At 47.7% G+C, this 22,596-nt stretch carries 19 protein-coding genes and 1 pseudogene; 7 read left to right on the forward strand and 13 right to left on the reverse strand.

Going from position 1 to position 22,596, the window contains the following annotated elements; translation table 11 throughout:
- Positions 1-48: 48 nt before the first annotated feature.
- From purE to IM638_10260, 7 genes are all read right to left on the reverse strand, one after another.
- Entirely contained in the window at positions 49-582 is a 534-nt protein-coding gene (purE, locus tag IM638_10230) for a 5-(carboxyamino)imidazole ribonucleotide mutase (GenBank protein ID MCA6363405.1), read from the reverse strand.
- Positions 583-610: 28 nt separating this feature from the next.
- Complete coding sequence (locus tag IM638_10235; protein MCA6363406.1) at positions 611-910, reverse strand: hypothetical protein; 300 nt, start codon at positions 908-910, stop codon at positions 611-613.
- Between the two features lie 65 nt (positions 911-975).
- Positions 976-2,106 (reverse strand): 5-(carboxyamino)imidazole ribonucleotide synthase, encoded by a 1,131-nt coding sequence (locus IM638_10240; protein ID MCA6363407.1) that lies wholly within the window; start codon positions 2,104-2,106, stop codon positions 976-978.
- Between the two features lie 62 nt (positions 2,107-2,168).
- A complete protein-coding gene (locus IM638_10245) occupies positions 2,169-3,056 on the reverse strand; it encodes a KilA-N domain-containing protein (GenBank protein MCA6363408.1) in 888 nt (295 codons plus the stop codon).
- A gap of 170 nt (positions 3,057-3,226) precedes the next feature.
- Positions 3,227-4,042, reverse strand: a complete 816-nt coding sequence (locus IM638_10250; GenBank protein MCA6363409.1) for an alpha/beta hydrolase — start codon at positions 4,040-4,042, stop codon at positions 3,227-3,229.
- A 55-nt stretch (positions 4,043-4,097) separates the two neighbouring features.
- Positions 4,098-4,640: a hypothetical protein gene (locus IM638_10255; GenBank protein ID MCA6363410.1), complete on the reverse strand. Its 543-nt coding sequence runs from the start codon at positions 4,638-4,640 to the stop codon at positions 4,098-4,100.
- Positions 4,637-5,659 (reverse strand): threonine aldolase, encoded by a 1,023-nt coding sequence (locus IM638_10260; protein MCA6363411.1) that lies wholly within the window; start codon positions 5,657-5,659, stop codon positions 4,637-4,639. The genes IM638_10255 and IM638_10260 overlap by 4 nt, the downstream gene beginning before the upstream one ends.
- Positions 5,660-5,755: 96 nt before the next feature.
- Here IM638_10260 and IM638_10265 point away from each other — a divergent pair, with 96 nt between their 5' ends.
- The 3 genes from IM638_10265 to IM638_10275 all read left to right on the forward strand — a co-directional run bounded on the left by IM638_10265 (position 5,756) and on the right by IM638_10275 (position 9,932).
- Positions 5,756-7,321, forward strand: a complete 1,566-nt coding sequence (locus tag IM638_10265; protein ID MCA6363412.1) for a S8 family serine peptidase — start codon at positions 5,756-5,758, stop codon at positions 7,319-7,321.
- A complete protein-coding gene (locus IM638_10270) occupies positions 7,311-8,036 on the forward strand; it encodes a hypothetical protein (protein MCA6363413.1) in 726 nt (241 codons plus the stop codon). Before IM638_10265 ends, IM638_10270 begins: the two co-directional genes overlap by 11 nt.
- Before the next feature lie 111 nt (positions 8,037-8,147).
- The gene (locus IM638_10275; GenBank protein ID MCA6363414.1) at positions 8,148-9,932 is read left to right on the forward strand and encodes a long-chain fatty acid--CoA ligase; all 1,785 of its coding nucleotides are present in this window, start codon (positions 8,148-8,150) and stop codon (positions 9,930-9,932) included.
- Positions 9,933-9,971: 39 nt separating this feature from the next.
- On the opposite strand, the gene IM638_10280 is transcribed toward IM638_10275, so the two are convergent.
- The gene (locus tag IM638_10280; GenBank protein MCA6363415.1) at positions 9,972-10,874 is read right to left on the reverse strand and encodes a DUF72 domain-containing protein; all 903 of its coding nucleotides are present in this window, start codon (positions 10,872-10,874) and stop codon (positions 9,972-9,974) included.
- A gap of 174 nt (positions 10,875-11,048) precedes the next feature.
- Between IM638_10280 and IM638_10285 the strand changes: the two are divergent.
- Positions 11,049-11,129, forward strand: a pseudogene (locus tag IM638_10285) (SCO family protein).
- Between the two features lie 183 nt (positions 11,130-11,312).
- On the opposite strand, the gene IM638_10290 reads toward IM638_10285, so the two are convergent.
- On the reverse strand, positions 11,313-11,552 hold the full coding sequence (locus IM638_10290; protein MCA6363416.1) for a hypothetical protein: 240 nt from the start codon (positions 11,550-11,552) through the stop codon (positions 11,313-11,315).
- 75 nt (positions 11,553-11,627) lie between these two features.
- On the opposite strand from IM638_10290, the gene IM638_10295 reads away from it, so the two are divergent.
- Entirely contained in the window at positions 11,628-12,866 is a 1,239-nt protein-coding gene (locus IM638_10295) for an MFS transporter (GenBank protein ID MCA6363417.1), read from the forward strand.
- A 42-nt stretch (positions 12,867-12,908) separates the two neighbouring features.
- Here IM638_10295 and IM638_10300 read toward each other — a convergent pair whose 3' ends face one another.
- Positions 12,909-14,675 (reverse strand): T9SS type A sorting domain-containing protein, encoded by a 1,767-nt coding sequence (locus tag IM638_10300; protein ID MCA6363418.1) that lies wholly within the window; start codon positions 14,673-14,675, stop codon positions 12,909-12,911.
- Between the two features lie 321 nt (positions 14,676-14,996).
- On the reverse strand, positions 14,997-15,485 hold the full coding sequence (locus IM638_10305) for a hypothetical protein (protein ID MCA6363419.1): 489 nt from the start codon (positions 15,483-15,485) through the stop codon (positions 14,997-14,999).
- Between the two features lie 164 nt (positions 15,486-15,649).
- Between IM638_10305 and IM638_10310 the strand changes: the two genes are divergently transcribed.
- Together IM638_10310 and IM638_10315 are read left to right on the forward strand one after the other, a co-directional pair.
- Complete coding sequence (locus tag IM638_10310; protein ID MCA6363420.1) at positions 15,650-17,038, forward strand: hypothetical protein; 1,389 nt, start codon at positions 15,650-15,652, stop codon at positions 17,036-17,038.
- Positions 17,039-17,367: 329 nt separating this feature from the next.
- Complete coding sequence (locus IM638_10315; GenBank protein ID MCA6363421.1) at positions 17,368-18,252, forward strand: hypothetical protein; 885 nt, start codon at positions 17,368-17,370, stop codon at positions 18,250-18,252.
- A gap of 319 nt (positions 18,253-18,571) precedes the next feature.
- Here IM638_10315 and mfd read toward each other — a convergent pair whose 3' ends face one another.
- The gene (gene mfd / locus IM638_10320) at positions 18,572-22,015 is read right to left on the reverse strand and encodes a transcription-repair coupling factor (GenBank protein MCA6363422.1); all 3,444 of its coding nucleotides are present in this window, start codon (positions 22,013-22,015) and stop codon (positions 18,572-18,574) included.
- 184 nt (positions 22,016-22,199) lie between these two features.
- Positions 22,200-22,589 (reverse strand): hypothetical protein, encoded by a 390-nt coding sequence (locus tag IM638_10325; GenBank protein ID MCA6363423.1) that lies wholly within the window; start codon positions 22,587-22,589, stop codon positions 22,200-22,202.
- Positions 22,590-22,596: the final 7 nt, after the last annotated feature.

Consider the following 22,596-nt stretch of genomic DNA (forward strand, 5'->3'; position numbering starts at 1 on the left):
GTATCTGCAAGCGCAGTGCAAAAAAATAAATAAGCCGTAACGCAGAATTTAGTTTCCGCCGGCTTCGTTACGCTTTACCTGAAAGGTAAATTCGGTTTTCTCGGTTTCATCAAGTGTGCCGAGCACTTTATTTTTCAGTCCGTCCTTAAAAGCCGCTACCCGCTCAAGTAAAGCCGGATCAGAAGCTGCAATAATCTGTGCAGCCAGAATACCTGCATTTTGGGCAGCGTTGAGTGCCACAGTAGCCACGGGTACGCCGTTGGGCATTTGCAGAATAGAAAGAATGGAATCCCAGCCGTCAATCGAATTCGACGATTTTACGGGCACGCCCACCACGGGTAGCGGCGTTAATGAGGCCACCATACCCGGAAGATGTGCAGCACCGCCCGCGCCGGCAATAATTACCTTCAGCCCACGCCCGGCAGCCGACTGTGCATAGTGTACCATACGTTCAGGCGTACGGTGTGCCGAAACAACTGTAATTTCAAACGGAACCTGAAACTGTTCGAGAATAGTGGCGGCTTCCTTCATAACCGGAAGATCGGAAGCGCTGCCCATGATAATACCTACGTGTGGCTGCATGGGCACAAAAGTAAGTGTTTGAACGTAATCAGCTGAATACGGTGCTGTTTTCGTTTTCGAGCACTTCCATCTGAATTACCGAATGCAGCGTGATATAGCGGCCATCTCGCGTTTCGGCATCAATAAAGTCGTTGATGCGTTGCTGCAGCAGCTTGAGTGCCTTGATGCGGCCTTTTGACTGTTCGATCTCGTGTTGATCGCTTGAAGTGATGATGCGCTCAGTGTGATAACGGAGCTTTGCATCAGTAAGTAAATGAAGAACCTTCTTTGCTTCAGCCGTAGTGAAGCGCCCTTCAAGGAGTGAGAAATCAGCAATTAATGCAGCCATGCATCAAAAATAGAGCGAAATGCACCGCACGAAATTAAAAGCTGCGTTGTTTAACCTGCGTTTAATCAGGCAATCACTTTTAATGTCTCTTTCACGAACAAGGCTTTGCGGCGTGCCTCTTCGAGTGTGGGGGCCGTAATGGTGATGTGCCCCATTTTGCGGAACGGCTTGGTGAGTAATTTACCATACAAATGTACATACACCCCCGACTGGCCGAGAATCTGCTCGAGCCCCTGATACACAGCGGTTCCTTCAAAGCCTTTCTCGCCGAGCAGGTTCACCATTACGCTTGGCTGTATGAGTGAAGTATCGCCAAGTGGTAAGCCAAAGATGGCGCGCAGGTGTTGCTCATATTGTGAGGTAATGTTTCCCTCAATGGTTTGGTGGCCACTATTGTGGGGGCGGGGGGCAATTTCGTTTACAAGCACCTGACCATCGCGGGTGAGGAAAAGTTCTACAGCCAGCAGACCTACAATACCTAATTTTCGAGCCACCATTTCGGCAATACGTTTGGCTTCCTGTTCAACAGCTGCAGGAATTTGAGCTGGCGAGAATAAAAACTCAACAAGATTGGCTTCGGGATTAAATTCCATATCCACCACCGGGAAGCTTTTTATTTCGCCTTTTGTATTCCGGGCCACAATTACCGCCAGCTCTTTTTCAAAGTCCACAAACTTTTCGAGTACGCTGGGGGCGTCAAACGCACTGTCAATATTGGCCGCATTGGTAAGCGGTGTAACACCTTTCCCGTCGTATCCCCCCTTACGGAGTTTTTGCATGTAGGGGAAGGTGGCGGCGTGCTGAAGAATTTCGCTTTTGCTGTTTACCAGTTCAAAGGGTGCGGTAGGAATGCTGTTATCGCGGTAAAACTGCTTTTGCAAACCTTTATCCTGAATGATGCGAAGCACAGCCGGTTGCGGATATACGGGTAAACCTTCCTTTTCAAGGGCTTCGAGCGCATCTACATTTACATGCTCAATTTCGATGGTAAGCAGGTCAACATTTTTCCCGAACGCATAAACCGTATCATAATCCTGCAAACTTCCGTGCATAAACGAGTGGCTGATGGCCTTGCAGGGCGCATCGGCATCGGGGTCGATAGTATGTACAGGGATGTTTAAACTGATTGCATCCTGAATGAGCATGCGGCCAAGCTGGCCACCGCCAAGCACACCTAGTTTGTAATTTGGAAACATGCGGCAAAGATAATCCGGGCAGGCCAATATCCGAAGGTCTGCTTTTCTGCTTTCTCAATCTTTTAGTTGTCCGGTGAAGCCACAAGTGCACCGGCATCTTCATCCCCTTCTTTGTTTTCGTTCCACATCGGGCTGTCAACCGGTGCAATATGCTTCAATTTATTCAGTGCATCCAGTTGTTGCTTGGCCGCTGCACAAAGCGCATCATAACGAACACCGGCAGGCACTCCCTGTTGGATCAAAATCGAGTTGTAGCTTTCAAGATTTGCAAGTACGGTGAGCTGATACAGATTGGCCAGATCACGAATATTCTGCCCCAGTTTGGTTTCTTTCGGGTGTTGTCTGCGCCACTCTACCGATGTGATACCAAACACAGCCATATTGAGAAGTTCAGCCTCATCACTGTATATGATCTTGGCCTGTGCAGGTGTTAATTGAAATCGTTCTATCAGGCTTTCCTGAATTGCATCCGTGTGCAAGCGATAATTAATTTTCGAAAGAAAACGGCCGTAATGCCATTTTTGGTTGTGTGCCTTGCTCTCACGGTCTTTAAGTCGCTGAAATTCCTTAATGAGGTAGAGTTTAAACTCGGGACTTATCCATGACCCGAATTCAAAAGCAATATCGCGGTGTGCGTATGTTCCGCCGTAGCGACCTGTTTTGGCAATAATTCCGGTGGCATTCGTTCTGGCTACCCACTCCTTGACACTCACCTTGAAGGAATTGAGCCCGGCACGGCTTTTAATTGCGGCGAATTCGCCATAATTAAAAGTAGGGTTATTGACTGACTCCCAGATACTTAGAAATTCCAACGTGTTTCGATTTCGCAGCCAGTCTGTGATAAAAAAATCACCTTCTTTAGACCGGAGCATATCTGTTAAACAGATGTAATCCTCGTTTTGAAATTTGATAATTGAAATGTCGTGGCCTTTTACTTTGATCTTGCTCATTTGTAACAGATAAATTGATAAAAAAATAGAATGTATCGTGAAAAATCGGCGGCAAACATACAATCATTTTATACTACAAGTCAAGTATTCATTAAAAAAAATCAACTAATTCTCCTATTGAGGTAAATACCTCAAAAAAATCCGGCTCAAAAAAGGCAATTAACTCCTGTTTACCTACGCAACAGTTCGAGCGCATGATATACGCTGCGATGCAGAATGGTAGCATGCGTTTCATGTGGGAGATAATCAAAACTAACCGACGCACCTGTGGCATGATGCTTTAATATCCGTTTCAGTGCACGCGCATCGCGGCGCATAATGCGATGCTCATGCCCTACCGATACATAAATACGTTTTGAGTGATAGTCTTTCGCCAGTAAATAGGTGCGGGCTTTTTTAAGCAGCGACTGATTGTCCCACCAAAGGCTCGGGCTCACGATAATATATGTATCAAAAAGTTCGGGGCTGGTGAGCAGAATCTCAGTAGCCAGCAAGCCTCCCAACGACTGCCCAATAATTGTTTTTCCGGTATTTACCCTGAACTTTGATTTCATGTAGGGTTGCAACTCTTTCCCAATAAACGAAATGAATTTTGCCGAACCGCCCGAAGTGGGTATTGCTTCTTTATCTTTTTTAATTGTAGTAGGAAATGTAAAATCGCGCTTACGATCCACGTTGGCAATCCCCACAATAATCGAAGGGCTCATCAGCTCATACATACTCATAAATTGTGTGAGCCCGGCAATGTGCGGGTAATCTTCATGTGCGGAGCCATCGAGAAGGAAAATTACGGGGAATGATTTCAGTGAATCGAAATAATATTCTTCCGGCACATATATATTGAGCGTGCGCATCTCATTCAGTTCGGCCGACCAGAGTTGATGTATAACGCCGAACGGAAACGGTTTGGGTAATGCGGGAACTGTTTGCTGTGCATGAATTGATAAGCAAACCAGAGAAAGGAAAATGAAAAGACCTTTTTTCATATTACGTAATTCTGTCCTTGAAAATAAAGTGCCCACATACTACATTCACCCTGATTTAAAGAATGCTTTTACTCAAAAGATCTTTGGTGTTTTTCTGCACCATCTCCTTCAGTTTGTTGTAATCGGCTCCGCACACTGAGCGTGAAATCATAAACAGCAATTTCGACTTTCCGTCAAATACCATCAGTACATCTTCTTCCTCATGCGAAAACACGCATTCTTTCCAGTTAAATGAAGTGGTTTCGTCTTTTCGTTTCCACTTAATTAATTCGTCATTGGCCATAAACTTCAGCCGCTGCGATTGCACACTTTCTTCTTCCAGCCATTTTTCAATGCCGGCTTTTGCTTTACGTGCTCGGCGATAACTCAGTCGCATAAAAATAGCAAAGAGCGGAAAGGCGAGTAAGATGAGCCACACGAAAATTACACTCCGCATCACCGCAAAAAACACGGCATTAAGCACAAGTATGGCAATGAGCCGCCAAAGCATTTTCCGTATGTCGTGCCGGGTTGCCTTTAAGCGAAATTCAGCATACGTGAGCCACATTTTGCGGTGCATTTCAGGCTCCACAGTGGCTTCAAATTCTATTTTACTCATACAGAAAAAGACTTTAGCACCTGCACCGTTTCATCGAGCATCGCATCGTTAAAATCGAGGTGAGTTACAAAGCGAACGGTTTGCGGGCCGAACTGCACGGCTTTTATTCCCTGCTCTTCGAGGTATTGCAGAAATCCTCCCACGGGAAGATTATCGTGAAGGGAGAAAATTACGATGTTGGTTTCGGTGGGCAGCTGACTTTTCACATATGGAAGTGAAGCCAGCGTATCGGCCAGCACAGCAGCGCGGGCGTGGTCTTCGGCAAGCCGGGCTATATGATTATCGAGTGCATAAATTCCTGCCGCAGCCAGATAGCCGGCCTGCCGCATGCCCCCGCCAAACACTTTGCGCACACGCCGGGCCTGTGCTATAAAACTACGACTGCCCAGCAATACCGAGCCAGCCGGGGCGCCCAGTCCTTTTGAAAGACACACCGACACCGAATCAAAGCAGGCGCCGATTTGTAAAGCCGTTTGCCCCGATGCAATCAACGCATTAAAAATACGCGCTCCGTCGAGGTGGCAGGCGAGATTGTGTTTTAGCGTAACGTCTCTGATTTGCCTAAGCGACGCAATATCGTAGTAGCTTCCGCCGGCCCGGTTCGCGGTGTTCTCAACAGACACCAGCCTGGTGCGGGCCAGCCAGTCGAAATTGCCGTTTACAGAGGCCTCTACCTGAGCAGCCGTCATACGCCCCCGGTTTCCCTCCACCAGCCGGGCCTGCACGCCCGAATTGCGACTGATGCCTCCGCCTTCATAATGATAAATATGCGAATTCTGTTCGCATATCACTTCGTCGCCCGGACGGGTATGCACGTTGATGGCAATCTGGTTGGTCATCGTGCCCGAAGGGCAAAATAGTCCCGCTTCGTGACCGAAAAGCCCGGCCGCTTTAGCTTCCAGCGCATTCACGGCAGGATCCTCGCCAAACACATCATCCCCTACTTCGGCCTGAAACATGGCATCCAGCATACCGGCGGTGGGCCGCGTTACCGTATCACTTCGCAAGTCGATTATCATAGCTGCGAAAGTACGATTTCGGCACGGCTTGAGGGAATTTTGCATATTTGTAGTTGAGCGACACACACCTTTTCTCCCATTCGCGCTTTACATACCATGATAAAACGCCTACTCTTTTGCCTGCTTGCCATGCAGCCTGTGCTTTGTGCTGCACAGGATTACTGGTGGGTTTATTTCACCGACAAAAAAGCCTCAACGTTCAATCCGTACACTTACTTTGCTCCCGAAGCCATTGAACGACGGCAAAACCAGCACCTGCCCGTATGCGACTCGAGCGATTTCCCGGTATCAGGAATTTACCTCCGTCATGTGCAAGACCTGGTAATGCAAACAGGATATGCCTCGCGCTGGTTCAATGCGGTGAGCGTTCAGGCCACTTCCGCACAAGCCGAAAAGCTGCGCAGCCTGCCATTTGTGCGCAGCGTGGAACGGCATAGCAACTGGAACTGGACTGCGGCCACGGCCGACACCATCAGCGAATGGCCGTTTAAAGACGTGAAGCCTTCTGATCATCTTCAGCCGCTTCAGGCGAAGTACTTTGCCGGCGGCGGATACAAAGCGAAAGGTATTGTAATTGCCGTGCTCGATGTGGGGTTTCATGGCACCGACAGGCACGAGGCATTCAGGCATCTTTATTTCAACAACCGCGTGAAAGCCACGTTTGATTTTGTGGAGAACGACTGGAATGTATATGACAACCGCGAAGATCACGGCACCATGGTACTTTCCTGTCTGGCCGGGCAGTTTGGCGAATATCAGCTCGGCATGGCTACAGAAGCGACTTATCTGCTGGCCCGTATCTCGCGCGATTTTGGTAATCAATATCGTGGCGAGGAGCGTTGGATTGCTGCGATGGAATGGGCCGACCAGCAGGGCGCAAACATCATCAACACATCCGGCGGGCCCAATGAAGAAGCCTATTTCCGCGAACAAATTGACGGAAAAACAGCCATCATTACCCGCGCCGGAAACGTGGCTGCACGCAAAGGCATTCTGGTAGTAGCTGCGGCAGGCAACAACGGCGAATTTGAACGCGCATTTCTGCTTCCGCCTTCTGATGCCGACAGCGTGCTTACCGTTGCCGCCACCGACAACTCGGGTATGCATGCCGAATACAGCGCAACCGGCCCTACCTGGGACTTCCGCCGCAAACCCGATCTCTGTGCGCCCGGCGATGCTCCGGTGGCCAACGGAAAAGGGAAATACTCGATGGTGCAAGGCACTTCATTTTCCTGCCCAATTGTGGCCGGTATGGCAGCCTGCTTTATGCAGAAATATCCGTCGGTTCCGGTTATGGGTGTCGCGGATTCGCTTCGTCAATCGTGCAACCGTTATCCATATTACGACTACATGCACGGATATGGCATGCCGCAGGCTGGCCGCTTTTTCGGAGCTCCCCCCGCTGCAGCTCCATCCTGCTTCACCTTCGAGCGCGCAGGTGATTCACTCATGGTAAAACTCAGCGCAGGTGTGGTACCTGCTTTCGGCCAAACAGCTCCGCCGCTGTTTTACAATCTTGAAGATGCCCGCGGTCGTATTTACGAGTACCATGTAATTCGTCCGGGAAGCGCCACACCAGTAATTATAAATGGTTCGCAGCGCGCCGCAGGCGGAAAAATAAATGTGTATTACGAAGGTTATTATGCCAGCTATGCGTTTTAAGTTTCTGCTCCTTCTGCTTGTATGCAGCGCAACCGGTTATGCGCAAAATATTCATGTGCGTGTAGATACCACACAGCAGATTCCCCGCGTTGGCCCTAACCGGCTTTTTCACTACGACCTTTGCCTTGGCATAGGTATTATTGCCGGCCCCGAACAGAACGGAGCCGCTATTAACTGGTGGTCAAGCTCCGTTTCGTTTTCGGCAAGAGGCAAATTAAAACTCTGGTCGTGGGAGTCACTTGTTCTTGACCTGGGCTATCGTTACGACCGTTACAGCCTTAATCAGAAAAAAGCAAAACGTTTACCGGTTGATCCCCTGGCGCATCAGCGCGAAAGGATTTCAGTAAGCAATGTTTCAGCGGCCTTCTGCAACCGCATCAGTCTTGGACGGCATGGCAATGTACAGGGAAGGTTTATTGATGCGGGCGTGTATGCCGACTGGGCGTTCCGTGGCAGCAATGTGTATCTCGATCAGTTTTTTGATTCGAATTCACCTGCGGGAAGAGCACGTATTAAAACCAAACTCACCCGCCTGAATTATATTGAGCCGGTCAATTACGGGCTCGTGTTTCGAGTGGGCAGCGATAATGCCGCAATGTTCGGGCAGTGGCGTCTCAATGAACTCATCAAAGACAGTGCTGACCGCAACTATCCCGATTTGCCACAACTCATCTTCGGGGTGCAGCTTACCGGCTGGCTTTCGGGAAAATACTAAAGCCTGATTAAAAGTGCTTATTTTTCGATGTAATTCTCCATCGAAATCTTATCTTAACCTTCCAATAAACAAAACCGGCTTCCTTCCAGGAAACCGATATAAATTGATCGTATGGAAGTAACCCGCGTATTTGAACTTCTTGAAAACTATCAGTCGTTAGTAAGCGACAAACCCGATGCGCTTGCCGGCAAGGTGAATGGGCAATGGGTAAAGTACAGTCTGAAAGATTTCGTCAGACTCTCGTATGAACTTGCGGCGGGTCTTATCGAAGCCGGCATAAAGCCTGGCGATAGAATCGGCCTCATTTCCAATAACCGGCCGGAGTGGAACATCAGCGATTTCGGTGCACAACTTGCCGGTGCGGTTTCAGTTCCGGTTTATCCGACAGTTTCTGATAGTGATTTGAAATTTATTTTCAACGACTCGGGAGTTTCCATGGTATTGCTTTCCTCACAGGATCTGGTAGAGAAAGTAAAAGCAGCCACTACTGATTTGCCGGGCTTTAAAGGCATTTACAGTTTCGAAAAAACAGAAGGTGTTCCGCACTGGTCGGAACTCACAAACGCAGGTGCCAAAACACCGCATAAAGAGACAATCGAGCAGATCAAGAAAAATACCCAAACAGATGATTTGCTCACATTACTTTACACTTCGGGCACCACCGGTACACCCAAAGGTGTAATGCTTACACACCGCAACTTATCGAGTAACTTCACAACACTTTGCAACCTTCCTCCGGTTGATTCATCGTGCCGTGCGCTGAGCTTCCTTCCACTCAATCATTCCTACGAACGCATTATTGTGTACGTCTATATACTCAAGGGTGTATCTATTTATTATGCCGAAAGTCTGGAAACAATCGGCGACAATATGCGCGAGATAAAACCGCATATTTTCAGTTGTGTACCTCGTTTACTTGAAAAAGTATATGACCGTATTGTGAATAAAGGCGCCGAGCTGACCGGCATTAAACGAAAGCTGTTTTTCTGGGCCATTTCACTGGGCGAGAAATACGACAACCGTGAAGGCGTAAACAGCTGGTTTTACAAACGCCAGCTGGCACTTGCCTCCAAACTTATTTTCAGCAAATGGCGTGAGGCACTGGGCGGCAATGTACGTGGCGCCATTTCGGGTGGTGCGGCACTTAATCCGAGGCTTGCACGTATTTTCTGGGCCGCCGGTATTCCGGTACTCGAAGGTTACGGCCTAACCGAAACATCACCTGTAATTGCGGTAAACAATTTCGAACCCAACAGCGTGCGCTTTGGCACAGTTGGCCCTGTTATTAATGGCGTGGAAGTAAAAATTGCCGAAGACGGCGAAATTCTATGCAAAGGGCCCAACGTAATGAAAGGCTACTACAACCGGCCCGATGCTACCGCCGAAGTAATTGACAGCGAAGGCTGGTTCCATACCGGCGATATCGGCCATCTTGAAGAAGGGCGCTTCCTGAAAATTACCGACCGGAAAAAAGAAATTTTCAAAACTTCGGGTGGAAAATACATTGCCCCGCAGGCACTCGAAAACCGCCTCAAAACATCGCGCTTCATTGAGCAGTCGATGGTAATTGGTGAAAACCGCAAGTACCCGGCCGCTCTTGTGGTGCCCGCATTCGCATTTCTGCGCGACTGGGCAGCACGCAAGAACATTAAACTGCCCGAAGAAAATGCGGCTATTATTGAAATGCCCGAAGTGCGCAACCGCCTCGATGCCGAAGTGGACGCACTGAACAAGGAGCTTGCACAATACGAGCGTATTAAACGCATTATTCTGCTGCCCGCAGAGTGGAGCGTAGCCGGTGGCGAACTCACGCCAAAACTCAGTTTACGCCGTAAAATCATATACAAAGCCAACGAGGATAAAATTGAAAAACTCTACGGCAGCGATAATGATTAATAAGAAGTCCGGCACCTGACAAAGAGCCGGACTTTCATTTTAAAACAACGTGGGCTGCTGCTCGTTGAGAAAGCGGCAGGGACTGAGCTGAATACCGGGCAAGGCATTCAGCTGCTCAGCGGCATACTTCACCAAATGCGGCATTTGCGCATGCGTGGGGCTATGTACAAAAAAGTAAAATGTTTCGAGCCCCTGCTGCTGCCATGCGGCAAGCTGAGAAGCCCACTGCTGCATGCGCGGATAATCGGTAGGATGTAAATCGTTTGCTGTAAAACGGATAAATGCAGTAGTAGTTGTAAGGCGCTGATGCAATACGTCGCGCCTTCCGGCTGTATCGGTAATAACCACGGTTACTTGCAATTCTTCAAGCAAACTGCATACTTCATCAAACGCATTCCCTCTAAACCAGTTTTCCTCCCTGAATTCCACAGCAAGTGGAATTTCGCGCGGGAAATTTTCGAGGTATTCGCGCAAGAGCGAAAAACGCTGCGGACCAAAATGTGGAGGAAGCTGCAGAAATGCAGTCCCGAGTTTGCGGCCAAATTCCATTGCGGCCAGACAAAAAGTTTCTGTTAAAGCCTCACACGCAAGCAGCTGACGGGTATGGCTTATTTCCTGCGGAATTTTTGGACAAAAACGGAATGTATCGGGCACAGCTTCAGACCAGTTACGCACCGTTTGCGGGGCAGGGATACGGTAATACGTACTGTTTAATTCGATGCTGTTAAACTGTGTGCCGTAGAATTTCAGAAAATCCTTCTCCTTTGCATTCGCAGGATAAATCATCCCCGTCCAGTTCTTCTCGCCCCACACCGGGCATCCCAGCCATGCTTCCAGCTGATGAAAACTGCTTTTGCTGTTCAGCAATACCGCATTGTGCGCCTCATCGGGCGGCAACGAAAAGTTTACCTGCGAAAGATCAGAAAGGCGACCAAAATCCATAGCGATGCAGCTTACGAAGATAACAGACAGAATTGCTTTTTGTGCTGAATATAACGCCGCAGTGCATCAACAAAACTATATTTGCAGATAGAATTTACAATGATGAAAAAACTTTTTACCGCTGCCACGCTGCTTTTGCTGCTTGCCTCCTGTTCATCGGCCAATCAAAAAACCGTGTATGCCTGTCCGATGGAATGCGAAGGCACAAAGGTGTATGAAAAGCCCGGCCAGTGTCCGGTTTGCGAAATGGATCTTGAAGCAAAAAAGCAATAACTGGTATTTTATAAATAAGTAAAGACCGTCCCGAAGTGTGCGTACACAGCACTTCCGGACGGTCTTTCGCGCTCAGTATGGCAGCTTACTGAGTGGCAGCGGAGGTTATCTCACACAGATGAAACAACCGCCACGTGCGTGGCGAGACTATGAATACACCCAATGTTACTTTTTGGGTGTAGCTACGGCAGCAGGGCGTGCTGTTCGCGCAGGCTGAACTTTGGCCTTACGAACAACGCCTGACCGGGTTTTGAAGCTGGTGGTGGATTTCGACACCGCTGCTTTGGGCGCAGTATGCGGATGCGGGTTCGGGCAAACAGTGCCGGTTTGTTTGGGCGGATCCTGTGCAAACACAGCCGCTGAAAACAGCAGGCCAAAACCGAGAAGAAACAGTGACTTTTTCATGTTCTGTATTTTTTACAGACATTGGTACTCCAATTCCAATGCCAAACTTATTGCTGGTATCACAATTTACAACAAATGCGCAGCTGGCTCACAAAAACGGTACTCATTCTTTCCCTGGTAAGCCTGCTTAACGACGCAGCGAGCGAACTGTTGTTTCCGGTGCTGCCGATGTGGATGAAACAGGCCGGCTACGGTTTGCTGTGGATTGGTATTGCCGAAGGTATTGCAGAAGCGGTGGCCGGTTTAACCAAAGGCTGGTTCGGGCAATGGTCAGACAGGCGCGGCGAGCGATTGCCGTTTGTACGCTTGGGCTACCTGCTCAGCGCACTGGCCAAGCCACTGCTTCCACTCATTGCCTCAGCGCCCTGGGTTGTTTTTATGCGCAGCAGCGATCGTCTTGGTAAAGGCCTGCGCTCGGGTGCACGTGATGCTTTACTTTCGCAACAATCGGCTCCCGAAGAGCGCGGACGGGTGTTTGGTTTTCATCGCTCTATGGATACGCTGGGCGCGGTAATTGGTCCGCTGCTGGCGCTGCTCTGGATCTGGCTGCATCCCGGCCAGTCTTACACCACGCTTTTTATGCTGGCTTTAATTCCGGGTTTGCTGAGTGTATTGTTGCTGCTGTTTCTGAAAGAGAAAAAAACAGAAGCTGTAAGCAGCAAGCCACCACCATTCTGGGCGGCATTCAGCTACTGGAAGCAGGCACAACCGGCCTATAAAAAGCTAACGGTGTGGCTTGTACTGTTTGCATTGTTCAACAGCTCCGATATGTTTCTGCTGCTGCTTGCACACGAAGTATTGCCCGAAAAGCTGCACCTGTTTGGCCAAACGTTTACTGCCGATTTTGGCGTAGTGGGGCTGTACATTTTCTACAACCTCGTGTATTCAGCAATGGCTTATCCGGCAGGCTGGCTGAGCGACAAATTCCATCCGCGTATGATGCTTTACACCGGCCTGGCTGCCTTTGCCATTACTTACGCAGGTATGGGCTGGATGAGTATTCAGGAAAATGCACCGCTTGCACTTTTGCCGGTGCTGTTTTTCGTATATGGTTTTTACACGGCCTGCACCGATGGGGTAAGTAAGGCGTGGACAAGCACACTATGCGGCAAAAACGAAAAAGCCAGCGCACTCGGGCTTCAGGCAGGGCTTAACAGTTTGGCTTTGCTGGTGGCCAGTTCAGCCGCAGGGCTGATATGGTCAACGGCTGGTGCGGCTTATGTGTTCTGGCCGGCGGCGGCGGCGGCTCTCATTTGCATTGCCGGATTGCATTTCGCTCGAATTTCTCGCAGTGCAGATACCTCAAAAAACTAAAGCCGGAATATTTCCGGCTTTAGTTTATCTGCTCGCAATAATTTACTGCACAATAAGTCTGCGTGTTTCAGTTTCTCCGTTCGTAATAAGGGAAACAGAATACATACCCGCTGGAAGATTACCCAAACTCATCGGTTGCGAATACCCGGCTGGGAGCGTAACGGAAAACACTTCTCTTCCGGCCACGTCAGTTACTTTCACCACGCTTGTCACATCCATCGCTTTATTAAATTTCACCATCACCTGATCCGTGGCTGCTGATGCCGGGTTGGGGTAAACTGTAAAACCAGCACCTTCATTCATCCACTCATTCGTTTCCGGCTCTTCATTTGCCAGGCGCGATGAGGCGCTGAAACAAACAGGGGTTGGCACAAGCCATTCATACGCATACGAAATGGCTTGCTTCGTAATACCTTCAGTTGCATCAATAACACCTGCATAGGAAACAGTAGTGGCCGGTGAACTGTAAGCGCAACTTGAAGCAGTATAAGAACAGGGTACAGTTAATGCTGAATTCGTATGCGCAATCCAGCCATGATTTTCATTAATCCACGAAAAACCCGACATCGCCACAGCATGCGTATTTCCGGCTACCCGTGTGGCATGGCTTATGCTTTCGTCCCATGCACCGCCATAGGTAAACCATTGGCCGGAAAACGGAATACCGCCTTTATTCAAATGCACTACATGCGCATTCCAGCCCATTCCCGGCGAGGTATTTTGTCCGGCCAGCGCATACGATACCGCTCCATACATATCAGTAAGTTCGATTACTTTTACATTGCGCTCAAAATAACCGGTAAACGGATAAATCTGCCTGTTCCAGTGCACTGTGGTAGCGGAAAGATTAATGAGCATGCCCCAGGCATCAGAATCATAAGACGATCCTCCGAAATAGGTATTGAAAGCGCCTGCAAGCAGCAGACAATTGCCATAATTAGCCGTGCTCACATGAATCATGTCAAATACTTCGATGGACGAAGAAATGCCAGGTTCAATAAGTTGTGCATTGGCAAGAGGTGTACCGTTAGCTGCATTTACACGTTGTACAAACAACACAGGTACATTACCACGTACAGGATCTGCTTTTATGGCTGAACCGGCTACCGCCAGTTCTGCACCACCCGAAGGGCCGGCCGGAACTTCGCAAACAGTTCTTGCTTCGTCGTTTTCGTTACTGCCGTTCATCAGAATATTGTATGAGCGGCACCAGAGCAATGTGCCGGAAAGATCAACACACATTACCGATGCGCGATAAGCTGAGTTTGCAGTATCATACGTTTTACCACAGATATACAACCAATCAGGATTTATCTGCGAACGGATAACCTGAAAGGCCTGACCATTGCTGGTAAATTCATACATTTTTGTTTGGAGTGGAAACCCGGCGGCATCCAATTTTTGCCAGTACACACCTCCTAAATTGGATCCGTCGGTCTGGTAATAATTCCCAATCACAATTGTTTGTCCATCATTTATCGGGAAAGCAGCAAGGCCTGTGGCTGGTCTGTATTGCCCGAGATCGTTGTAAATGATATATGTTTTTTTGAAATTAACAGGTTGGGTTAGTGTTCCGTTTTTATCACTTCTTAATACAACCGGAAAACGATAGGCAAGGTTGGTGGCAATTCGGGTTTCGCCAGCTGTGATATAACCTAAAGGGGTTGCCGGAATGTTTTCTACGGGTGTTATCTGATTAAAAAACACATCATACCCGCTTATTCCCGACGGATACACATTGTGATAGTTCTGCGCCTGAGTAGCTGCAAAAGAAAGCACAGCACAAATCAGAGTAATGGATTTTTTCATGGTTCAGTATTTTTTTTTGACGAAAGTAGCTGCATACTAAGCAGGCTTACAAAGTGGATCAAAAGGCAAAGTGAGTTGAAAAATCATTCCCCGCCAAATCAGGCAAAACACATTATTCACTGAATATCAATACTATAAACGGTGTTATTTTTTAAGCACTGTGTATGAAAGACATACTCGATTTTCTTTCTCGCTGGCAAAAATGCTGTCATAAAATCAGTTCATGAATTGTTTTGAACTTTTTGATGAGCGTCTGTTAGCCGTTAGTCAATAAAAAATCCCGGCTCAAATGGGCCGGGATTTTCAAATTATCGGGATGGATTATTCGCCGTCGAGTTCAGGATCTTCGTCTGTGTCAACTTCTTCGGCACCTGCGCCGGAACCGGTTTGCTGAGGCTTAGCTTTTCCTTTGCCCTGTCCTTTACCTTTTCCCTTTGCTTTGCCTTTTGCTTTTTCAGCTTTCTTCTTCTGCATTTCAATCCACTTGGCATACTGCTCGGGGCTGAGGGTCGATTTCATTCCGTTATGGAACTCGTCGCGTGCTTTTTTGCGCTCTTCTTTCCATACTTTTTTGTCCTGATCTTTATATTTCTCGCGCAGTTCTTTCATTTTGTTGGCACGGGCCAAAGCAAGATCATGCACTTTCTTTTTCTGCTCGGCGTTGAGGCCGAGGTCTTTTTCCATTTTATTGGCGTAATTGGTGGCACGCTCTTCGGGTGTTTTCTTTGGTTTGCTTGAATCGGGTTTCTGAGCCGAAGCTGTTACAGCAAAGCTTACGATCAAAAGCGCAAGGGCAAGAATACGTTTCATTTTTTGTTGGTTAAGTTTGGCTAAAGATAGACAAACTGCGTGCCAAAGCGAAAATCCGTTGTACGGGGCATAATTTTTGCGTGACAACATCATCTATGAAGATTATTTACACGATTTTATTATGCTTGATTTCACCCGCTTTTGTATTGGCACAAACTAATCTTGTGCGTAATCCTTCATTTGAATTTGATACCATTGCCCCGCCGGTAGATCAGTTCAACTGGCACAGGTATGAGTCGTGGATGTCGGACCGGGCAAGCGATGCAGCCAATCCGCAAATTGTACTTACAAAAGACTGGTATCAAACCACTAAGGGCACGCCCGACTATTTCAACTCGTGGCAGTCGAGTCACGTGGGTTTTGCCACAAAAAACGCCCGCACCGGAAAAGGGCGAATGGGTATTATAGCCGGCGTATGCCACCACAGCCCCGCCTCTTGGCTGATTTACCAGAACGGCTACTCAGAATATGTATCCACACGGCTAACCCAACCGCTGGAAGCTGGCAAAACCTATTGTGTGCGCTACTACACGGCACTCGACCGCAAATCGAATTTTGCCGCTGCACGCATGGGAGCACTGCTCACCCGCGACAGCATGCTCATGCCGGAGTATGAACAGCAAATCTGGCAACAGCAACCGCAGGTAATGAACGACAGTAACCGCTACATTACCGCAAACATGGGCTGGGTAATGATTTGCGATACGTTTATCGCAAAAGGTGGCGAGGAATTTCTCACACTCGGCAATTTCGATTTTTACCGTCCGCGAAACATCCACAAAGTAAACCACAAACTGCATGGCGGTATCCGCTGGAGTCCGATGGATAAGTTTGCGTATTACTACATTGATGATGTGAGTGTGACTGAAGTGCCGGATGATGCACCGGTTTGTGCAATTACGCGCGATAGTGTGGCGCGGAATAATCTCCTGCTGATTATTGACATTGAGAAAAACGAGCTGGATGTGGTGGCCGTGCAAACTGCGGTACATCAACTTGCGCAAACCATCAATCACAATGACATGATTACGCTTGTAATTCATTCACCAAATGGCGGGCAGGTACTTCTGGAAAACTGTCCTGCCGATTCATTAGAAAAGATCAGCGCGGCACTTGGGCAAATTCGTTTAAGTGAACATCTGAAAAATAACTACACCGCTGTATGGGGTTATGAAGCCTTGCTTAAAAATTATTTACGTGATGGGAATAATCATGCAATTCTTATTACAAACAGGGAATTTAGCTATGACAGAAATAATTCGCACGTGATAGAAGATGCGGGGTATTATCGGGATGTAAAGTTTTCGATGATTATGCTTGATAACAAAACAGCTCCGCGAAAAATGGAAAAACTGGTTGAAGAAAATAACGGGAATATCTTGGGCGCGGACGAAAAAACGCTTGCGGATGTGCTTGTGAAACAGGTTCCGCTTGAACAGCAAGACACGAAATATTCGGGGAAGAAAAACTATGTCATTGCCAGCTGGATATTTCTAAGCAAGGTGCTTCCGGTGTTGCTGGTGGTGATTTTGTTTGGGGCGAGAGGGATGTGAGAAGGAGAATGAATGTGAGAATGAGTAGTTGTATTTGACGGGAAGTTTCTGGTAATATTATTGGTGGATGTAAGCACTCTCGCGGCAAGTTGCAAACTTGCGAAAAGGTGGAGAAAAGTTTATCCGGCTTTGCCGGGGTAAACTTTCATCAGCGTTGTTTTATCCGATTTTGCGGGTGTAAACCTTCTTCCTATGATTACAGCATTATTAGATTTTCTTTTTTTGCAAACCCCACATCATTAATTAAGTGTCAATAAATTACAATATCACAGAATTAAAATCAATAGATCTAGGGATATAAATACATAGAATAATCTTCATTTTTGAGTATGGAAATAGGTCGTGTTTTATCAGTTAAAGATATTTTTGGATACATTATTCCTGGCGGAATAATCATGGTATGCCTCCTAATATTAAAAAACTGGATACTAATTTCGGTACACACTGGAGTTATTCAAGAAATAGACCTCTGTTTATTTAATAAATATCCCTTATGGAAGTGGATTATAATAATTATATTATCAGTAGGAATTGGTTTTATTAATGCTGCTGTAATGAAAAACCTATCAATTATTTTAGGACAACTTACAAAAGACAATAGTGAAATCAGTATTCGACTAAGAGATTTTCTCAGAAAAATAAAAATAAAACCCAATGGAATTTCCTCAATAATTAAAGGAATTATTTTTTTTAGTCGAGCTATTAGTTCTACAATAAGAGTTAATGATGTAAAACTAGATAAACATTTAATTTCCTCAATCATTGAAATTGCAATTGAGGATTTACCATTTTATTCCAAATACAGCTCTGTCAACATCAACGAAAAGTCAATTTCATTTAGGGAACGAGAGATTATGGAGAATGATGACTTTATTTATGAATGTAGGGACAGAGTCTATATGAACCATAGAAATGATAATGACTCAGTTTTAATGAAACACTTGGATAGACTTTCAAGTAAAGAACAACTAATGCTAAATTTGGTTATACCCATAATGGTACTCGCATTTATATATATGTTTGGATTTTACAGACATGGTGATTCTTCAGAAATTTGGTTATTGATAGCAATTTTTGTAAGCCTTGTTTCAGGTTTTATATGTAAGTGGGCCCACGGCTACTGGAAAATGAGCTGGGCACAGGAAGTTTATCTTATATACTATTTATCTGTACTTGAAAAACGCAAAAACACCACTATCCAGACATCAGAGTAATACTGCACCAGCTGGATATTTCTAAGCAAGGTGCTTCCGGTGTTGCTGGTGGTGATTTTGTTTGGGGCGAGAGGGGTGTGAGAAGGAGAATGAATGTGAGAATGAGTAGTTGTATTTGACGGGAAGTTTCTGGTAATATTATTGGTGGATGTAAGCACTCTCGCGGCAAGTTGCAAACTTGCGAAAAGGTGGAGATAAGTTTATCCGGCTTTGCCGGTGTAAACTTTCCTCAGCTATGGGTTATCCGGCTTTGCCGGGGTAAACTTTCCTCAGCTGGCGCTTGTCAGCCTTTGCCTGCAGCTACGCTGCATGTGAGTAATTATTCGGTTTCCTGCTGGATGTCAATCATCGGCTTCAGTGCCACCAGCGCAGCGGCAATAGAAGCAACACCTTCAAACGTTAGTGTGAGTTTGTTGTTGGCTTCTTTCATTTTAGCTGCGCGGGGATTGGCCTGAACGAATTTGAGTACAGAAGTAAATGCGTCAGACGAATAGTAGGGTGATTGCTGATTGCTGATGAAGTAGCAAATCATTTTTCCGTTTTTGAGCAGCACTTTTTCGATGCCGATATCCATGGCTATCCAGCGCAGGCGCACCGCATCAATGAGTTCAGTTACCGATTCGGGGACAGGGCCGAAACGGTCGCGGAGCATGCTTTCGAAACGCATGAGGTCGTTGTCGGTCTGGCTGTCATCGAGCTGGCGGTAGAGTGCCAGACGTTCGGTGATGGTTTGCACATAGCCGTCGGGGATGTGAATGCCGAGATCGGTGTCGATTTGTGTATCTTTTACATACACGCCGATGTGGCGGGCGTTTGGATCATCGCGGCGGCGGGTTTTGCGTTGCTGTTCTTCTTCGCGGAAGAGGTCTTTAAACTCGGTTTCCTTAAGTTCCTGAATGGCTTCGTCGAGAATTTTCTGATACATATCAAAACCAATATCGGAGATGAAGCCGCTTTGTTCGCCGCCCAGCAGGTTGCCTGCGCCGCGTATGTCAAGGTCGCGCAGGGCAATGTGGAAGCCGCTGCCGAGGTCGGAAAATTCTTCAATGGCTTTGAGCCTGCGCTGCGCCTCGCTGGTGAGCATAAACGGCGGCGGCGTAAACAGGTAACAGAATGCCTTTCGGTTTGAGCGGCCCACGCGGCCGCGCATCTGGTGCAAATCGCTGAGACCAAACATGTGTGCATCGGTAATAATTATCGTGTTTGCGTTGCTCACATCAAGGCCCGATTCGATAATGGTGGTGGCCACCAGCACATCGTATTCGCCTTCAATGAAATCGACCATTGCCTGCTCCAGCTTCCCGGCTTCAAGCTGTCCGTGCGCCATTACCACACGTGCATCGGGACAAAGCCGCGAAACCATTCCGGCAATTTCGGGCAGGGTCTGCACGCGGTTATGCACCACAAACACCTGTCCGCCCCGCTGCATTTCATACGAAACTGCATCGCGTATTACCTCTTCATTAAACGTATGCAGCTCGGTTTGCACCGGAAAACGGTTTGGCGGCGGCGTGTTGATCACACTCAGGTCGCGCGCACTCATGAGCGAAAACTGCAGCGTGCGCGGAATAGGCGTAGCCGTGAGCGTAAGCGTATCCACGTTTGTTTTCATGGTCTTGAGCTTATCTTTCACGGCTACACCAAACTTTTGCTCTTCATCAATTACAAGCAAACCAAGATCTTTAAACTTGATATCTTTGCTTGTAAGTGTGTGCGTACCAATGAGAATATCAATTTTCCCTTCGGCCAGTTTCTCAAGCACTTCCTTCTTTTCTTTTGCTGTGCGGAAGCGGTTGAGGTAATCTACTTTGGCCGGAAAATCCTTCAGCCTGTCGCGGAATGTTTTGTAGTGCTGCAATGCAAGAATGGTAGTAGGCACAAGCACAGCCACCTGCTTACTGTCGCACACGGCTTTAAACGCGGCGCGAATAGCCACCTCTGTTTTCCCAAATCCCACATCACCACACACAAGTCTGTCCATCGGCGCATCGCTTTCCATATCGCGTTTTACGTCCTGCGTAGCTTTAAGCTGGTCGGGCGTATCTTCATAAATGAATGAAGCCTCAAGCTCGTTCTGCAAATAATTGTCCTGCTGAAACGCGTGCCCCACCTGCGCTTTACGTGATGCGTAGAGTTTGATAAGATCGAAGGCTATTTCCTTCACCTTCGTCTTTGTTTTCTGCTTGAGGTTCTGCCACGAAGCCGAGCCGATTTTATCAATGCGCGGCACCTCGCCTTCTTTACCGGCGTATTTCGCAATGCGGTGCAGCGAATGGATACTCACGTAAAGCACATCGTTATCGCGGTACATGAGGCGTATGGCTTCCTGTACTTTGCCGTTCACCTCCATTTTTTCAAGACCGGCAAAACGCCCCACGCCGTGGTCGATGTGAGTTACGTAATCGCCGGGCTGCAGGCCGCGCAGTTCTTTGAGCGTCATGGCTTCTTTCTTGCGCTGATAGCCGTCGCGCAGGCGGAAGCGGTGGTAACGTTCAAAGATCTGGTGATCGGTAAAGCAGGCTATTTTCAGCTTGTGATCGATAAAGCCTTCGTGAATGGAAGCCACAAGCGGCGTGTAATCAATACGCCGGCCAATATCGTCGAAGATGGCGCGGATGCGTTCGGCCTGCTTGGCGTTATCGGCAAAGATCAGGTTGCGGTAGCCGTTGGTGGTGTGTTTGGAAAGTGTTTGCGTGAGCAGGTCGAAGTTTTTATTGAATGCCGGCTGCGGCACAACGGTAAACGTTAAGCTGTGTGAAGCCTTGAGGGCAAAGCGATTTCCGAACTCTACGGCCGTAAGCTTTTCGAGTGAACGGCGAAAATCGTCGGCACCAATGTATTGCTCTTCGGGCGAAAGCCTGCGCACGGTGCTGCCTTCCACTTCGGTGCTGAAAATTTTCTGCGCCTGTTCAAACTCTTTCTGGATAAGCCCTTCGGCCTGCTCAATATCCATGAGCCACAACGCCTGGCTGAATTTTCCGTTGCCTGCCGAGATGAAGTAATCGAAAAACGATTCACGGCTTTCGGCCAGCAGCTTACCCTGCACGTTGGGAATAATGGTAAGGCGGTCGAGATTTTTTAACGAAAGCTGCGTGAGCGGGTCAAAGGTGCGGATGGAATCTACTTCATCGCCAAAAAATTCGATGCGGTACGGATGTTCGTTGGCAAAGGAAAACACATCCACAATGCCTCCGCGTACCGCATATTGCCCGGCTTCATACACATAATCCACATGCTCAAAGCCGTATTCAAAAAGCAGATCGGTGACAAACGCAATCGACACTTTTTCGCTGCGTTTGAGTTCGAGTGTATTTTTGGCGAGGAGTTGCCGTGTCACCACTTTTTCCGACAGCGCCTGCGGATACGTAACCACTACTGCACGCCCGTCGCGGCGTATGCGGTCGAGCACTTCGGCTCGCAGCAGTACATTGGCATTGTCGGTTTCTTCAATCTGGTAAGGCCGGCGGTACGAAGCAGGAAAGAACACGAGCGGAATTTCCAGCTTTTCGTCGCCTGCTTCATTGGTGGTGGTGAGCAGTGTTTCGAGGTCGTTCAGGAAATACGCGGCAGCTTCTTTATCGGGCAGCACAAACATGTGCGAGAGCGGTGTTTCACGCATCACTGCTGCCGCAATAACCGCCGGCAACGAGCCCGCCAGTCCGCGTAAATGCACACGTGCAGGTTGTGTTTCGCCAAAAGCGGCAGTAAGTTCGCGCACCTGTGTATCGGCGGCATATTGCTGTTGTAATTCCTGTAACGTCACCTTACCTTACTTTTAATTGTAGCTGCAAAACAGCAAAAGCCCGAAAGCACGTTTGCTCCGTTTCGGAATGAAACGGAGTGTTGCGGCCTGTGGCTGAACTGAAATTGCGTGGCAAAGGTAAGGGTTTGCGGGATTCTCAAATGGTCCCCCGCATTAATCATAAGCTGCACAACATTAAATTAACTCAGGCATTTTCATTGCTGCGAATTTCCATCAACTCACCTATCCTGCTTTCTACACTCACACGCCACACTTCCGTAGTTTCATACATTTTCACTTCATACCTGAAAAACGTATTATCGTCCGCATCGTCCTGAAATAAGCTGCTTACTGAAATAATTTGTTCTGACTTCCTGCCTTTTTCAAAATACTGTTTACACGCCGTGTTATTTTTATAAGGCAAAAAGGGCTTTTGCAGAAAATACACCAGTAATCCGTCCCCGCCAATCACTGCAAACTTTTCATCGCGTGAAATCAGCGCACAGGAAGGGTCTCCGTAAAAATGACCAAGAAATTTTGTAGCCCGTTGTGCTGTTTTAAAATCAAGAAATGCGCTTTCATATTCGTGTGTCACGAGATAG

The sequence above is a fragment of the Bacteroidota bacterium genome (genome assembly GCA_020402865.1).
Lineage (GTDB): Bacteria > Bacteroidota > Bacteroidia > Palsa-965 > Palsa-965.

Coding starts and splice junctions, on each gene's coding strand:
- IM638_10245 (MCA6363408.1), bottom strand. CDS start 3,056: ATGAGCAAGATCAAAGTAAAAGGCCACGACATTTCAATTATCAAATTT.
- IM638_10235 (MCA6363406.1), bottom strand. CDS start 910: ATGGCTGCATTAATTGCTGATTTCTCACTCCTTGAAGGGCGCTTCACT.
- IM638_10280 (MCA6363415.1), bottom strand. CDS start 10,874: ATGGATTTTGGTCGCCTTTCTGATCTTTCGCAGGTAAACTTTTCGTTG.
- IM638_10315 (MCA6363421.1), top strand. CDS start 17,368: ATGGAAATAGGTCGTGTTTTATCAGTTAAAGATATTTTTGGATACATT.
- IM638_10300 (MCA6363418.1), bottom strand. CDS start 14,675: ATGAAAAAATCCATTACTCTGATTTGTGCTGTGCTTTCTTTTGCAGCT.
- IM638_10240 (MCA6363407.1), bottom strand. CDS start 2,106: ATGTTTCCAAATTACAAACTAGGTGTGCTTGGCGGTGGCCAGCTTGGC.
- IM638_10250 (MCA6363409.1), bottom strand. CDS start 4,042: ATGAAAAAAGGTCTTTTCATTTTCCTTTCTCTGGTTTGCTTATCAATT.
- IM638_10265 (MCA6363412.1), top strand. CDS start 5,756: ATGATAAAACGCCTACTCTTTTGCCTGCTTGCCATGCAGCCTGTGCTT.
- purE (MCA6363405.1), bottom strand. CDS start 582: ATGCAGCCACACGTAGGTATTATCATGGGCAGCGCTTCCGATCTTCCG.
- IM638_10275 (MCA6363414.1), top strand. CDS start 8,148: ATGGAAGTAACCCGCGTATTTGAACTTCTTGAAAACTATCAGTCGTTA.
- IM638_10290 (MCA6363416.1), bottom strand. CDS start 11,552: ATGAAAAAGTCACTGTTTCTTCTCGGTTTTGGCCTGCTGTTTTCAGCG.
- IM638_10270 (MCA6363413.1), top strand. CDS start 7,311: ATGCGTTTTAAGTTTCTGCTCCTTCTGCTTGTATGCAGCGCAACCGGT.
- IM638_10295 (MCA6363417.1), top strand. CDS start 11,628: ATGCGCAGCTGGCTCACAAAAACGGTACTCATTCTTTCCCTGGTAAGC.
- IM638_10305 (MCA6363419.1), bottom strand. CDS start 15,485: ATGAAACGTATTCTTGCCCTTGCGCTTTTGATCGTAAGCTTTGCTGTA.
- IM638_10260 (MCA6363411.1), bottom strand. CDS start 5,659: ATGATAATCGACTTGCGAAGTGATACGGTAACGCGGCCCACCGCCGGT.
- IM638_10255 (MCA6363410.1), bottom strand. CDS start 4,640: ATGAGTAAAATAGAATTTGAAGCCACTGTGGAGCCTGAAATGCACCGC.